The organism is Rhodococcus sp. PvR099, from assembly GCF_017833315.1.
Classification (GTDB): Bacteria; Actinomycetota; Actinomycetes; order Mycobacteriales; family Mycobacteriaceae; genus Rhodococcus_G; species Rhodococcus_G oryzae.
In genome coordinates this window covers 2,142,473-2,158,347 of record NZ_JAFIBV010000001.1, presented here as the reverse complement: position 1 = coordinate 2,158,347, position 15,875 = coordinate 2,142,473, and the positions used below count along the sequence as shown (strand labels likewise).

7 protein-coding genes are annotated in these 15,875 nt (G+C 65.6%); 3 read left to right on the top strand and 4 right to left on the bottom strand.

Annotation, left to right across the window (positions count from 1 at the left end; genetic code table 11):
- The first annotated feature begins 413 nt into the window (after positions 1–413).
- From JOE46_RS09775 to JOE46_RS09765, 3 genes are read left to right on the top strand one after another with little or no spacing between them, the layout of a single operon-like run.
- Positions 414–4,697, top strand: coding sequence for a restriction endonuclease subunit M (locus JOE46_RS09775; protein WP_245221007.1), 4,284 nt, complete (start codon positions 414–416; stop codon positions 4,695–4,697).
- On the top strand, positions 4,690–11,037 hold the full coding sequence (locus JOE46_RS09770) for a DEAD/DEAH box helicase (protein ID WP_209927087.1): 6,348 nt from the start codon (positions 4,690–4,692) through the stop codon (positions 11,035–11,037). The genes JOE46_RS09775 and JOE46_RS09770 overlap by 8 nt, the downstream gene beginning before the upstream one ends.
- On the top strand, positions 11,034–13,205 hold the full coding sequence (locus tag JOE46_RS09765; RefSeq protein ID WP_307861270.1) for a 3'-5' exonuclease: 2,172 nt from the start codon (positions 11,034–11,036) through the stop codon (positions 13,203–13,205). Before JOE46_RS09770 ends, JOE46_RS09765 begins: the two co-directional genes overlap by 4 nt.
- A 163-nt stretch (positions 13,206–13,368) precedes the next feature.
- Here JOE46_RS09765 and JOE46_RS09760 read toward each other — a convergent pair whose 3' ends face one another.
- From JOE46_RS09760 to JOE46_RS09745, 4 genes are all read right to left on the bottom strand, one after another.
- Positions 13,369–13,842: a DUF4145 domain-containing protein gene (locus tag JOE46_RS09760; RefSeq protein WP_209927085.1), complete on the bottom strand. Its 474-nt coding sequence runs from the start codon at positions 13,840–13,842 to the stop codon at positions 13,369–13,371.
- 207 nt (positions 13,843–14,049) lie between these two features.
- Positions 14,050–14,928: a DUF6339 family protein gene (locus tag JOE46_RS09755; protein WP_209927084.1), complete on the bottom strand. Its 879-nt coding sequence runs from the start codon at positions 14,926–14,928 to the stop codon at positions 14,050–14,052.
- Positions 14,921–15,343: a hypothetical protein gene (locus JOE46_RS09750; protein ID WP_209927083.1), complete on the bottom strand. Its 423-nt coding sequence runs from the start codon at positions 15,341–15,343 to the stop codon at positions 14,921–14,923. The genes JOE46_RS09755 and JOE46_RS09750 overlap by 8 nt, the downstream gene beginning before the upstream one ends.
- Positions 15,304–15,873, bottom strand: coding sequence for a hypothetical protein (locus JOE46_RS09745; RefSeq protein ID WP_209927082.1), 570 nt, complete (start codon positions 15,871–15,873; stop codon positions 15,304–15,306). The genes JOE46_RS09750 and JOE46_RS09745 overlap by 40 nt, the downstream gene beginning before the upstream one ends.
- Positions 15,874–15,875: the final 2 nt, after the last annotated feature.

Below are 15,875 nucleotides of genomic sequence, written 5' to 3'. Positions count from 1 at the left end.
TCAACGATTACCTGTCGGAGCACTGGCTCGCGGAGGTCTTCCCCACCAAACTCAAGGACCTCGGGAAGGACTGGAAGGAACGCGCGACTCAGGGCAAGGACACCCCTCTCAAGGGGCTGGTTTCGATCAGCGGCAGCTACCTTCGTGCGCTCGGCGAGCTTCCCGAGCCGACACATCCGGACTACGCCGCTGTCGTCACCGAGATGCACCGTGAGCTGTTGCGCGCAGCAGGATTCGAGACCTTCGAGACGACCCTGGAGACCTTCCAGGGGGAGACCCCGATCGCCGTCCCGCTGCTCGGCCGAGTCCCCGGCGCGGGCGACATCGACGCCCTGCACATCCTGCAGGCGGTACCGGCGACCGACGCCGACTCCCTGTTCTCCGACGACGCCGAGCTGCTGCATCCCCTGCAGTTGACGATCACGAGCGAGAAGACCGAACAGGTCGCGTCGGTGTCCAAGGCGATCACCCAGCTGTTCGTCAGTGACCACGCCCCGCGCTACCTCCTGCTGGTCGCCGGTGGCACGGTGCTGCTCACCGACGCCGCTCGGTGGTCGGAGGGCCGCTATCTCGCCTTCGACGTCGCGACGGCGCTCGACCGCCGCGACGAGAAGGCCACGGGCGAGCTCTCCCATCACGCCGGCCTCTGGTCCGCGGACGTGTTGCTGCCCAACGACGACGGCAAGGCGACCCTCGATGCCTTCACCGAGGACTCCGAGAAGCACGCCGTCGGCGTCAGCGAGGATCTCCGCGAGGGCCTGCGCATCTCGATCGAGAAGATCGCCAACGAGGTGCTCGCGCAGCGCCGCGCGGCAGGGCTGCCGGTGGAGGGCATTCCGGAACTGCCGAAGGATCTGACGATCCAGTCGCTGCGGTTCCTGTACCGAATCCTGTTCCTGCTCTTCGCCGAAGCCCGCCCCGAGCTGGGCATCCTCCCCGTTGGCGCACCGGAGTACGGGTCCGGGTATGGGCTGGACCGGCTCCGCGAGATCATCCAGGTGCCCCTGACCGGTCGCTCCGCCGACGGGCATCACCTGCACGAATCGCTGGACCTGCTGTTCCGGCTCGTCAACGACGGTCACGGTGTCGGCACCGAGGACGGCGACGGGCTGGTGTTCGAGGCGATGCGCTCGGACCTGTTCGACCCGAAACGCACCCCGTTGATCGACGAGACGCGGATCAGCAACCGGGTATTGCAGGAGGTGCTCACCCTGCTGCTGCTGTCGAAGCCGTCGAAGAACAAGAACAAGCAGCGCGGCTACATCTCCTACGCGCAGCTCGGCATCAACCAGCTCGGTGCCGTGTACGAGGGCTTGATGTCGTACTCCGGACTGATTGCCGACGACGACATGGTCGAGGTCGCGAAGGACGGTAACGCCGACAAGGGCTCGTGGCTGGTGCCGTCCACTAAGTCGGGCGACTACGCCGCCGAGGACATCGTGTGGCGCGAGGACCGGCTGACCGGTCGCAAGGACATCGTCCGGCATGCCAAGGGCAGCTTCGTGTTCCGGCTTTCGGGACGCGACCGCCAGCGCAGCGCGTCGTACTACACGCCCGAGGTGCTGACCAAGACCGTCGTCAAGCATGCGCTCGCGGAACTGGTCACCGACGAGACGACAGCAGCCCAGATTCTCGAGTACCGGATCTGCGAGCCGGCGCTCGGCAGCGGCGCCTTCCTCAACGAGGCGATCAACCAGCTCGCAGCCGAGTACCTGATCCGCAGGCAGAACGAGCTGGGGGAGCGGATCGAACCCGAGCAGTACACCACCGAACTGCAGAAGGTGAAGGCCTACCTGGCACTGCACCGCGCCTACGGCGTGGACCTCAATGCCACCGCCGTGGAGCTGGCAGAGGTGTCTCTGTGGCTCAACGTGATGCACCGCGGACTGCAGGCCCCATGGTTCGGTCTGCACCTGCGCCGCGGCAACTCTCTGATCGGTGCTCGCCGCGCCACCTACGACTTCACTTCCCTCGGTAAGGCGAAGAAGAGCTGGCTCACGACTCCACCCGTCGACCGGCCACTCTCGGAAGGATCCATCGGCGACGGCGAGATTCACCACTTCCTCCTGCCGGCCAGCGGCTGGGCTGCCGTCGCCGATGCGAAGCAGGCCAAGGAGTTGATGCCGGAAGCGGTTGAAGCGCTGAAGAAGTGGCGCAAGGAGGTGACGAAGAAGCCGGACAAGAAGCAGCTCGACCGGCTGCGGGCGCTGTCTCGGCGTGTCGAGCGCCTGTGGGAGCTGACGCTGCGCCGCCTCACGATCAGCGAACGCGAGGTTTCGCGTCAGATCGATGTGTGGGGCGCGGACCTGCCCGCCGTCGAAACCGCTGTTGAGCGCGAGAAGGTCGAGTCGGAGCTGCTCGATCCCGAGGGCCCGTACATGCGGCTGCGGCTCGCGATGGACACCTGGTGCGCGATGTGGTTCTGGCCGCTGACCGGATCGGTAGAGGACTCGGACGACGACAAGAACAATCATCCCGGCCCTCCGAGTCTGAACGAGTGGATCGCCACCGTCGAAGGGCTGCTCGGATTTGACGGGGTGCGCAAGGGCGACGAAGACCAGGCCATGTTCCACGAGACGGTCGACAGCTTCGGTCAATTGTCGAAGATGGACGACCTCGAGCGTGACTTCTACGGCATGAGCCCGGTGTGGAAGCTGGTGTCGAAGCACCGGTGGCTCGGGACCGCGCGAGGCATCGCCGAGGAGCAGGGCTTCTTCCACTGGGACCTGGATTTCGCGCAGATCTTCGAACGTGGCGGCTTCGACCTGCAGGTGGGTAACCCGCCGTGGGTTCGGCCCTTGTGGAAAGACGACATCGCACTCGCCGAGTACGACCCGTACTTCATCTTGCAGGAGAAGATTCCCGAGACGACGTTCAAGGCGCGACGAAGCGCGGTGCTTGAAGTTGCGAGTGCTCGGGATCGATACCTCGGCGACCTGAATTCGTGGGCGGGAACCGCTGAGCACCTTGGATCAGCTATCGAGCACCCCATCCTCGCTGGCGTTCAGACGAACCTCTACACGAACTTCATGGAGCGGGTGTGGAGGAGCGCTGGCAGTCGGGGGGTGACTGCCTTGATCCACCCGGAGGGCCACTTCACTGACCCGAAGGCAGGCGCACTCCGGGCGGGCACCTATGCGCGACTCAAGCGGCATTGGCAGTTTGGAAACAACTTGCTGTTGTTTCCTGAGATTGATAACAACATTGTCTTCGGAGTCTCTGTCTACGGCCAGATAGGCGAGCCGGATTTCCTGAACATGGTTACCCTCCAAGCGCCGGCGATGGTGGACGGGTCACTCAATCATGATGGGGTCGGGGAGATTCCGGGAACGCAGTTTCCTTGGGGTGGTTGGGACCTTCGGCCGCACCTCTCACGTGTCACCCGTATCGATGAGAAGATCCTCGGCGACTGGGCACTCCTCTTCGACCCTCCGGGAACGCCCCCTCATGGGGCGCGGCTCGTCCGTCCCCTGACTCGTGAGCACACCGACATATTGTCGACGTTCGCTCGTCAGTCCACGCGTCTTGCGGACGTGGGCTACAGATGGACGAGATGCTTCGACGAGGACAAAGGGAAGAAGGACGGCTATATCGAATGGCGCACAGAGTTCCCTGCGGCCTGGGATGAGGTCGTCTATCAAGGTCCGCATTTTACAGTAGCGAATCCGCTTGTGCGTGAACCGAACAATCCGTGCAAGTCCAACAAGGATTGGTCGACATTTGACCCCGAGCTCATTTCTGAATCAGTGATTCCGCGTACCAATTACCAGCGAGCCTGCGATCGCGATGTGTACGACGGCGCGACTCCGCGGTGGGGCAATCGTCCAGTGACGGACTATTGGCGAGTCGCGTGGCGCAGAATGACGCAGTCAGGACTGGAGCGGTCATTGCATGCTGCGATAATCAGACCCGGCGTAGCGCATGTACACACCATCAACTCGTTGATGGTGTGTACATGCGCTAGCGAATGTAAACAAATCTCGAACACGGTCGGTTCTGCTGACTTGAAGCGCACAGCACTCACGGCGGGGCTTTGGTCCTCGTTGCCGTTCGACTACCTGGTGAAAGTAAGTGGCAAGGCGGACGTTCAGGCTGAGCTGGTTGACCGGTTTCCTGCCCCGATCGATCATCCGGCGTGGCCGTACCTCCTTCTCCGCACGCTCCGGTTGAACTGCCTCACTCGCGACTACGCTCCGCTGTGGGAGGGTCTGTACGAAGGCTCATTCGCAGGCGACGATTGGACTCCGGCATTCGCGACGTCCTTGGGCCTCGGTGTCGGTGAGCGAGATTGGACGATGAACACCCCGTTGCGAACCGAGTTCGAGCGTCGCGCCGCGCTGGTCGAGATCGACGCGCTCGCCGCGCTGATGCTCGGCCTCACCGCCGATCATCTGGCGTTGATGTTCCGTGCGCAGTTCCCGGTGCTCCGCAAGTACGAGTACGAGATGAACTTCGACGCGAACGGTCGCAAGATTGCGAAGGAACATCACGCGCAAGGTGTTAAGCAGCAGAAGGACGACTACAAGCTCCTCCAGGCGTACCTCGAAGGCGAAGCCTGCGGCGACCTGCTCGATCGCTACACGCCGTTCCCGCCCGACGAGAACCACGACAGTCCGTGGTTCTACAGGCCCGACCGTGAGGCCGAGATGCGCACAGCCTACGCCGAGTTCGAGCGGAGGCTCGGTCTGAATGGGTGACATTGCGGCGCCGACTTTCCCGTCTCTGCTCGCGGAGGAAACGAAGGACTCGATCACCGAGTACCTATCCACCACCTTCGCTCTCGCCGATCCGAACGCAGGATCGGCCCTCAGCGAGTTCCTGCGGCACCCGGAGACCGGGATCTTCCGCGGCCCCTACCTGAAGGTGCGCACGCCCTATCAGCAGGTGCCGGCGAAGTGGACCTCGCCGCTGGAATGGATGCCCAAGGGGTTCAGGCCCTTTCAACACCAGGCAACGGCGTTCGAACGGCTCTCCACTCGCGAGGGTGCCGCACAGCCGACCATCGTGACGACCGGAACCGGCTCGGGTAAGACCGAGTCGTTCCTCGTCCCGCTGCTCGACCATGCACGCAGGGCGGCTGCGCGCGGTGAGCAGGGGATCAAGGCGATCATCCTGTACCCGATGAACGCGCTCGTCACCGACCAGGCGCGTCGCCTCGCGAACTACCTGCACGACGACCCGCAACTGAGCGACGTCACCGCAGGCGTCTACATCGGTGGCCAGGGCCGGCGGCGCACCCCTACGCGCAACCAGCTCGTCGACAACCGCGACGAACTGCGCAAGAACCCGCCCGACATCCTGCTCACCAACTACAAGATGCTCGACCTGCTCCTCCTTCGGACCGGTGACAACCCGTTGTGGGACAACGCAGCATCGAGCCTGCAGTACCTCGTCCTCGACGAGTTCCACACCTACGACGGCGCGCAGGGCACCGACGTCGCTATGCTCGTCCGCCGGCTCGGCGCGCGCATTGGTGTCGCCGAGACCGGGCGTCCGTTGGGTCGCGTCACCCCCGTCGCCACCTCCGCCACGCTGGGCGGAGGCAGCCGCTCCAACGAGCTGCGTGAGTTCGCCGAAACCGTTTTCGGTACTGAGTTCCCACCCGAGTCTCTCGTCACCGAGACATCTTTGACCGCTTCGGACGTCGTCCCTCACGTGGATTTCAGCCTCGACATTCCCACCGTTGAGGTCATTCTCGACGCCCCGACACCGGATGCGGCGAAGGCTGGCTCGTGGGAGCCGCTGGCACGGGCTGTCCTCGAATCGAACGCAGAGCCGGGCGCTCATGTCGCCGACATCGACTACACCGACCCCGTCGCGATCGGCGACGCACTCCGCGCCCACTTCCTCACCCGCGCCGTCATCGACGCCCTCAGCGGCGAACCCCTCACCCCCTCCGACGCCGTCACCCGCATCACCCAGGCCGGTGTCCTGCCCTGGGGCGTCCACAACTCCACCCGCCCCGCCGAAGTCCAGCAGGCCCTGCTGAAGTTCCTCGCACTTCTGTCCGTCGCCCGCGTCCGTGACGACCACGGCTCGCTCCGACCTCTCCTCAACGTGCAGGTGCAGTTGTGGGTGCGGGAGCTGACCCGCATGCTTCGTCAGGTCTCCGTCGAACCCAGCTTCGACTGGTGGCATGACGGACCGCCCGCCGACGGCACCTACCTTCCCGCGGTGCACTGCCGGGTGTGCGGCCATTCGGGGTGGATGACCTCCACCACCGAGCTCGGCGATTCTTTCGCGAACGAGCCGCAGGCGATCTGGCGCGACAGCGCACGCCCCGCCACCCGCAACAAGACCCGTACCCTGCTCCTCGCGGACGCCGCCGACCAAGGCGTCAGCTTCGTCGACACCGACACCCTCGAAATCGTCTCCACCCCAGGCGAGAACACGATCGCGGTGCACTGCACCCCGGACGGCGACGAGGCCGTCGAGCAGGCATGCCCTGCGTGCGGTGCGCGCAACGCCATTCGCTTCCTCGGGTCCAGCGTCGCCACCCTCCTCAGCGTCGGCCTCACCAGTGAATTCGGCTCCCCACTGCTGGCGGACGACGAGAAAAAGACCCTTGTGTTCACCGATTCGGTGCAGGACGCGGCCCACCGGGCCGCGTTCATCGAGGGCCGCGCCTTCCAGTTCAACTTTCGCTCGGCGCTCCTCGCGGCCACACTCGGCGAACGCACCACGCTCCAGACGGCGGCGCAGCGACTGTTCTCCGACACCGCAGAAGCGCAGCTGTACTCGATCACCCCACCCGACTTCGTTCGCCGCACCGGCGTCGAAGGCGCCTGGCTCGACCACGACTCCGACGGCTGGCTGCGCAACCTGCTCGCCGTACGCATCGCCTTCCAAGCGCACCTCGAAACCGGCCTGAATGCACGCATGGGCCGGACCCTCGAACTCACCGGCGCGGTCGCCGTCGACGTCGACATCGACCTCGACCACTTCGCGACCCTCGCCCGCGACATCCATCAGAACCTGCCCCAGCTCAGCCTCACGCTGAGGGGCGGCCCCGCCGAGCAACTGAGCCTTGACGTGCCGGACAACCGGGCAACGCAACTTGCCATCGATACCTACACAGGCCCGCGCTACGACATCTGGATTCTCGGACTTCTCGAACACCTCCGCACCACCGGCGGTATCCATCACAAGTGGCTTGTGCGGTACATCCGCGACGAGGGCAAACGGTGGTCCATCTGGGGTGGCAGCGCCGAGGGTATGCCGAAGTTCCCCGCCGGCAGGCCCGCTCCCGGCTTCCTCACCACCGGAGCGGCCGGCGACACCGACTTCCACGCGTTGAACCCGCGCGGCGAGTCGCGGCTGACCGACTGGACCCGCCGGTGCCTTGGCGTCACCGCACCCGAGGCCCGTGCCCTGCTCGCCGACGTCGTCGACGTCCTCGCCGGTGACGACGGCCCCCTCGAACGGCGCAGCGGCGAAAAGGGCTCCAAGATCTACGGGCTCACGGCCGACCGCGTCATCTTGGATCCCAACGGCATCGAACGGCTTCAATGCCCGGTGTGTCACCACGTGCAACCCGCCGCTTCGAACCGCGCGGCCCTCTGGGATGGCGCGCCCTGCCCACGGATGCGCTGCCCAGGCACCTTGGCTTCGGTCGAGATCGAACCGAAGAACTTCTACCGGAACATGTACCAGCAGGGCCGCATCCGGCGCATCGTCAGCGAGGAGCACACGGGCCTGCTCGACCGCGAGGAGCGTGAGGAGGTCGAGGCACGTTTCAAGATGGGCGGCTCGCCCGTCGACCCGAACATCCTCGCCTGCACGCCCACCCTCGAACTCGGTATCGACATCGGTGATCTGAGCACCGTCGCGTTGGCGTCACTGCCGCGGTCCACCGCGAACTACCTCCAGCGGATCGGTCGCGCCGGACGATCCACCGGCAACGCGTTCATCCTCGCCGCCGTGCCCAGCTCGCCGCGAGACCTCTACTACTTCGCGGAGCCGACCCACCTGCTGGCCGGTGAGGTGCTGCCGCCCGGCGCCTACCTCAACGCCACCGAATTGCTACACCGCCAGTTCTTCGCCTTCACACTCGACCGCCTCGCAGCGGGCGGGCTCGGCACCCTCCCTGCGATGCCGTCGAAACTCGGCAGCGCGCTCGGTGGGGGCATGGACGACGGAGCCTGGCTCCGATCCGTGGTCGACGCGGTCACCGCCGACGCGGACGCGCTGAGCACCGAGTTCCTCTCGCTGTTCGGGCAGAACCTTGTTCCGGAGGCGCAGCAGGCGGTACGCGCCTTCGCAGCGATCGGGCTGCGGGGGGAAGCCGCGCGCGTGGCGCTGACCTGGCAGGCCGAGACTGACGAGATCCGCAGGCGGCTCAACGACCTTGCTCAGACCGTCGCCGAACTCGACAAGCACGGTCACCTCGACGACCAGCAGAAGGAGGACCGCAAGCGCTGCATGGGCGAATCGCGTGCTCTCGGTGACCAACTGCGCGAACGCGGTCGTCAGGAAACGCTCACCGGGCTGAGTGGCGTCGGGCTCCTCCCGAACTACAACCTCCTCGACGACGCCACCACCCTCGATGTCCACCTGTGGTGGACCGCGAACGAGGGCGGTCACTCGCCCGAACCGCAGGCCCTCGACCTCACCTACGAGCGCAGCAGCAGCACTGCGCTCACCGAACTGGCGCCGGGCGCCTACTTCTACGCCAACGGTAAGCGCGTCCAGGTCGACGCCGTCGACATCGGTCCCTTGTCCCAGCCGCTGTGGTCTCGCACCCGGCTCTGCCCGTCCTGCGGGTGGGGCACCACCAACGTCGACGCATCGCTCGCTTCCTGCCCGCGCTGCCACAGCAGCGCCGTCACCGACTCCGGTGCCGTCCACAAGGTGCTTCCACTGCAGAAGGTCTCGGCCGTGCACCGGCTCGACGACGTCATCATCGACGACGATGCCGACGACCGCACCCGCACGTTCTTCACGAAGGTCACCGGCGTCGACATCGACCCCGCCGACATCGTCGACGCGTGGAAGCTGAAGGCGACGGTGTTCGGGGCGGAGTACGCGCGCTCCGCGGTCATCCGCTCGCTCAACGTCGGACTCGGCGACGCTCCGGGCAGCGAGGCCATCATCGCGGGGGAGACGGTGAACGCCGCCGGGTTCACCACCTGCTCGCACTGCGGTGTCGTCGCCGCACGGCCCACGGAGAGGGACAGCACCCGGCACCGGGGGTTCTGCGCCACCCGCCGCGGCACCGCCGAGCTGTGGGAGCGCCTGCTCCTCTCCCACGAGCTGCGCACCCAGGCCGTCCGGTTGCTACTCCCGGTATCGCTGCTGCACTTCGAGACGACGATGACGTCGTTCAAGGGGGCGCTGCTGCTCGGGCTGCGCCGCGACTTCGGCGGCGACCCGCAACACCTCGACGTCGTCGCCTCCACCATGAGCGACGGCACCGGATCGGTGCGTCGGTTCCTGGTGCTCCACGACACCGTCCCCGGCGGGACCGGATACCTCGACCGGTTCGGCCAACCTGACCGTTTGCGTGGCATCCTCACCCTCGCCCGCGATGTGCTCGCCACGTGCCCGTGCCGGCTCGAAGGGCGCGCGGCCTGCCACCGCTGCCTCTACGGCGTCCTGCCCTCCCGCGACATGCCCCACGCCTCCCGCGAATCGGCGCTCCGGTTGCTGGACGAGTTCCTCGGTGACTGGGAGGTGGAGACCATCCCGACGGTCAGCACCGTCGACATCGCGAAGGTGCAACTGAGCGAACTCGAGCTGCAGTTCCGGGAGGCGCTCAAGGATCACATCGCGAACCAGGACGGGTGGTCCGTGGAAACCGCGATCGGTTCGAAGGGCGAAGAACTCGACCTCCGGCTCGCCAACACGAGCGGAGAGCCACGCCGCTGGCGGATGCGTCCGCTCGTGGACCTCAAGGCCGGCTCGATTACCACGCAACCCGACTTCCTGTTCACGCGCAGTGATGCACAGGGATGCGATGTCGCGGCGTACCTCGACGGGCAGAAGTACCACGCGAGCGTCGAGCACAACATCACCGACGATGACGCCCGGAAGCGGGATGCGTTGCGCCGCGACGGTCGCCGCGTGTGGTCGATCGCTTGGGACGACGTCCAGGCGTTCGTGTCGAAGTCGCTCAAGGCCGCGGTGCCCGACCTGCTGCACCAGCAGGCGCAGAACACCGCGAGCACCGGCATCGACGATCCGCGGTTGAAGGCATTATGGGGCAACCCCATCGACTTCCTCGTCGAGTACTTGGCCGATCCCGACGCCGATGTGTGGGGCGCCGGCGCGGACGGGACGGCGCTCGCCATCGTCAACCCGGGCAAGCACGGATCCGATGCGCCGATCATGCTCGCGCCCGGTTCGCTCGCGGCAGGTCTGACCTCGCTCGTCGGGGGGCAGACACCGACAGCCGACGCCGCCGGGTCCGTGATGGTGGTGCCACGCGCTGGTCTGAGCGGGCTGCCGCTCGTGATCGTCGCCGACCCGAATGATCACGTGGCGACCCTCGGCGTGCTGTGTGTGCTCGACGACCGCGCATCCGAGGTTGGAGGCCCGACGCACGTCGCGCACTGGCGTGACTGGCTGCGGTGGTCGAACGTCCTGCAGTTCCTCACTCGCCCCCGGTTCGGGCACGACCTACCGATGCGCATGGTCGAGATCTGGACGCGGCGTTCGGAAGACCCGTTCGCCGACGCGATGATCCCGTTGGCGGGCTCGGCGGTGATCAGCGCGGCGGACACGTCGATCGAGCTGAGCCCCGAATGGTCGATCGTGTGCGACTACACCGATCCCGTGCTGTCAAAGCTCATCGCGATCATGGCAAGCGAGGGCGTCGACCTGCCGGAGGCGGGTGCCGAGGTCGGACCCGACGAGTCCGTGTGGCAGGTCGAGCTGGCGTGGCCGGATACGAAGGTCGCGGTTGTCGTCGACATCGACGCCGACCGTGACGAGTGGCTCGAGAAGAACGGGTGGACAGTGGCCTCCGCTGAGGGGGCGTTCGAGCCGGATACTCTTGCACGCGAAATCGAGGATGCGGTGAAGGGGAGTACGCAGTGAAGGCCGAAGTGCGCATGCACGACCTGTTCGACAGCTCGTACGACCGACTCGAGGGCAGCGTCAAGCAGCGCGTCGTGGACTTCATCATGAAGATCCAGCGAGATCCCGAGGCTCCTGGACTCGACTACAAGATCCCGAAACTGGCGCAGAACAACCGGGTGCGTACGGCCCGCGTGACCGACCACTACCGAGCAGTGCTCGTCGTTGCCGGTGAGGACGACGGCACCGCAATCCTCTACCTTGTGGCGGTCAAGAAGCACGACGCCGCATATGACTACGCGAGCAAGCTCACCCTCCAGGTCAACGCAAAGACCGGCGCCGCCGAGCTGTTCGACGCCATCGCGCTCGAGGAAGCCGTCGACAAGGCGCGCAACGCGGAGCCCGCGGAACCATCCGCAAAGCCGATCATGCCCGCGAAGGTTAAGCAGAAGGACCTCGAACGGTTCGGCGTCGAGCCCGAGATCGCCGAGCAGCTCAAGAAGGTGACCGACGAGGACGACCTGATGGCGATCGCCGACGCGCTGCCGTCCTCGCAGGGCAACGCGGTGCTCGACCTCGCCTACGGCAAGAGCCCCGACGAGGTGTGGGCGGACCTCGTCATCGAGGATCCGGGCGAGGTGGACGTCGACGACCTCGACGCTGCGCTGCAGCGTCCGCTGTCGCGCCTCAGCTTCACCACCTACGACGGTGACAACGAGGAGGAGCTGCGCGCAGTTCTCGAGGGAGACTTCGCGAAGTGGCGGGTGTGGCTGCATCCCTTGCAGCGCAAACTCGCTCAGCACACCGGCTGGAACGGACCGTTCCGCGTAACCGGTGGTGCAGGCACCGGCAAGACGGTGACCGCGATCCACCGGGCGCGGCACCTCGCGCGCAGGCTCGAGGCGCACTCGTCCTCGCAGAAGGTCCTGTTCACAACCTTCACCAAGAACCTGTCGCGCACGATCGAGGCCCAGCTCAAGCAGCTCGCGGGGCCGACGATCGGAGATCGGGTCGACGTCGTCAACATCGACTCGCTCGCTCGCCGCGTCGTGAACGCATCGGACGAGCGCCGCAAGGCCGTCAGTTCGGTCAAGTTCGTACAGGCCGATTCCGCGGAGGTTCGGGAGCTCTGGTCCAGCGCATCCCTGGTCGCGGTCGGCCAGTGGGACACGGGGTTCCTCGCAGACGAGTGGTCCCAGGTGGTGCTCGGCAATGCGATCGTGGACGAGGCCGGCTACCTCCGCGTTACCCGCAGCGGCCGCAGCCAGCGCCTGACGCGACCGCAGCGCGCGGATGTGTGGCAGGTGATCGAGCAGTTCGAACGCCTCATGCGCTCACAGGGTTTGATGACCTTCACTCAGCTCGCCGCGCAGGCAGCGGCGCTGCTCGTCGCCGACCCGTCACTGCGGGAGCAACTCGGCTACCGCCACGCTGTGATCGACGAGGCGCAGGACCTGCATCCGGCGCACTGGAAGCTGCTGCGTGCCTTGATCGCACCCGGCACGGACGATCTGTTCATCGTCGGTGACGCGCACCAGCGCATCTACGGCCGCCCGGCGCCGTTGTCCCGCTACGGGATCGAGACGCGGGGTCGCTCACGCAGGCTCACCATCAACTACCGGACCTCCAAGGAGATCCTGAAATGGTGCCTGCAGGTTGTCGATCAGGACGTGGACGACCTCGACCTCGCCTCGGATACTCTCGCCGGCGCGCGGTCGGTCTTCGGCGGGCCCGATCCGGAGGCCGAGCAGTTCAAGAGCCAGAGCGATGAGGACAAGGGCATCGCCGCGCAGATCAACGCGTGGACCAAGGAAGGCTTCGCGTTGTCCGACGTTGCTGTCTTTGCTTTCGACAACAAGGCAGTCGGCGAGATCGCCGAGTCGTTGGATGCCAGCGGGATCGCGTGCGTTGTCGTCACTGACAAGTCCGACGAGGACAAGCTCGGTGATGCCGTCCGCGTCATGACCATGCACCGAGCGAAGGGCCTCGAGTTCCGGGCCGTAATCCTCGCCCGCCTCGGAGCCGACAACTTCCCGCCCTACTACGTGCAGAAGATGACGGGGCCCGAGCGGGAGCTCGAGGAGAACAAGCTGCGGAACGTGCTCTACGTCGCGGGGTCCCGGGCGAGGGAGAGGCTGGCGGTGGTGTGGACGAAGGAGCTGTCCACACTTGTCAACGCGTCCCTGTAGGTAGTTATGAACCGTCTGTGTGCGCTGGCCACTGCCCAACCCTCTCTCAGACGGTTCATTACCACACAGTTCGGTCAGCGTGGCCGGGTACAACTAGCGCGCATCCTGACTTCGGGGCTACCCGCCGCTTCGAAGCCGTGAGTTTGCGCTACAAGGGATGGGCCTACGCATCCTTCGTCGAAGGTTGGTGCCTGGCCTTGAACTCACCGAATCTCGCCCGAAGAACGTAGATGTGGTCGATGAGTGCTTCAGCGAAATCCAATGCATCTTCAGCATCTTGCGCGCTCACCTCCTTCCCGAAATGTGCTCCCGCATTACCTGCGATTCGGAGGAGGTCCGCCCATTCGGCCAGGACTCCATCGATCTTCCCCGATTCCTTCATTTCCTGGAGGTTTGCGGCAAGATTCCTCTTGGTGGCACCTTGATCAACGCATGTGCCTTCGAGTGTCCGGCGCACCATAACCACGGCAGCGCGATAGGCCTTTGCTTCAAAGCACTTTCGAGCCTCGGAGAATTCGGCCCGGATGTCCCGGGGCACCGCGAGGCTAATTCGACGAGGAGACGGGTAATAGATCCCAGGTCGATCGGCCTCGTAGCCACTTCCGAAGTCCTCGCGAACTTGGACGATCGGCGTCATGCACGTTTCCTGATCGCATTGCAAGAGAACGTACTCGGCAGGTGGGCCGAGGTCTGGACCCTGCTGAACGCGGCCATGTACCTCGCTCTTGGTTGGTTCGCCGCACACTGGGCAGAGGAACGCTCGCCCGTCCTGAGGTCTGCTGTTCGTGGTCAACTATTCGAATCCGTTCATTTGTCAGGTCTGGGATTGCTGGTCAACCGCGAATCATGATGCGTCTGTGGTCGGTCGTGCGGCCCGGCGTTGAGCCGAACGGGTGTCGAGGCGTTCGGCGGCGGCGTGCGCGTACTCCCATCCACGGGTGGCGAGTACTCGTCCGCCGGTGAGTGAGATTTCTGACGTATCGGAGCATGCCGGTCCAACCGGCAGCACATCCCAGTCCGCCGGCACACGTGGGGTCTCAGCCACCCACCTCTGGAAGCTGCGGATATCGTCACGTTGAAAGCCAGTCTGGACCTCCGGGGGAGATCCGGCGGTAGCGAGATTCAGGACTCGCGCGAGATCGTTCACATCGTCTGCGGATAGCACGGTCTCGCCGTCGATTGGGGAAATCATGTCGACCAGGGCAAGCGCGAGGGAACGGCATCGCACGAGCGGGCGATGTAGGTAACTGTTCGGCAGATCCTGCCGGATGAACGCGCCGACCACTGGCTCGTAAGCGGCGCCGTTTCGGAACAGCTCGCCGCCCCACCACAACCTCGCGAACGCCTGCTTGTGAATCTCACCTCGCCAGCGGTTCTCGACGATGCCCTTGCGGCCTTCCCAGCGCCACTCGACGTACCAGTGGAATCGGATTGCCAGCCATGCCCAGACATCGGGATCCGAAGCCTCGGCTCGGGTGAGGCGCAGTGCGTAGTGGATTCGGGGTGCCAGCCACCGGTCGCTGGTTGATGGATCCGCCCATGTGTCCAGTCGTGCCGAGAGGTCGTCCATCAGGTCGACGAGCACATCGATCGAGATCTGTGACTCGTCGCGACGAGTCACGGCCTCCGAATCGCTGAGCCATGCGCTGTCGGCGACCAGCTGGGATCGGGAAGCGGGGTCGAGGCGACGGACATAGCGCCGCAGGGTTTCGTGGTCAGCCACGGCGGATCTCCTCGGTCACCATTGCCAGCGTGTTCGGCACGTCCGCGAGCGCGTCGATTGCGACGTCGATGTGCGTCCACAGGTCCGCGGATTCGGCGCGCTTGCCGTGTGAGTCGTGCAGCCGGCGGTACAGCTCGTCGACGGAGGCGAAGTGGGGGATGGCGTCGGCGACCGCTTCGCACACCTGGCGGAACAGTGGGTCTGAGGGTGGTACGGGCTCGTCGTCTTCGCTCGTGATTTCCACCGCGGCGGCCCGGAACAGTGTTGCGAGCGTGTACCGCGCGATCTGCGAACCGAGGAGTTCCCGCGTCCGCCGGCGCTCGAGCTTCGCCGTCTCCGATGACAGCAGGTCCTGGAAGCCGGGGATCGCGCTGTTCAGCAGCAGCATCGGCTTGGCCGCGGACAGGTCCAGCACAGCCGGAGCGTCGGGGCTCTGCCGCGCGACCAGGGGCGAGTTGGGGGCGCCGAAGTCGACCCACGACTGCGAGATCGGAGGCTGGCCGGGCTTGACGGGTGCGGACCCGGTTCGACGACGATCGTCCAGGGAATCGAGCGACCCACAATCCTGGGAGTGCCGCGGTACTCCGACGCGATCTCGGCCACGAGGGTGGCCGTGCCCGCCAGGTCGTCGCGCGAGATGTCGATGGTTCCCTGGAGTTCGTTCGGATTCTCGTCGCGCTGGAAGAGGGGGAACGGCATGCGGATCCTCGTGGAACTGCACGACAGCAGGGCATAACCGGTCAGTTCGTCGTCGAGACCCTTGGGACTTTTCTCGTCGGTACGTGCGGTGAGCGTGAAGGACAGCGCCGCCCAGTCGCCTACCTCGGCGAGGCTCATCCGGAAGGAGTCGGAGTCGACCGCGGGCTGGACGTCGGGAAGGTCGCACTCGACTTCGTTTATCCCGCACAACCATTCACCGTCGAAGGTCGGCCACGGGTAGCGCACTC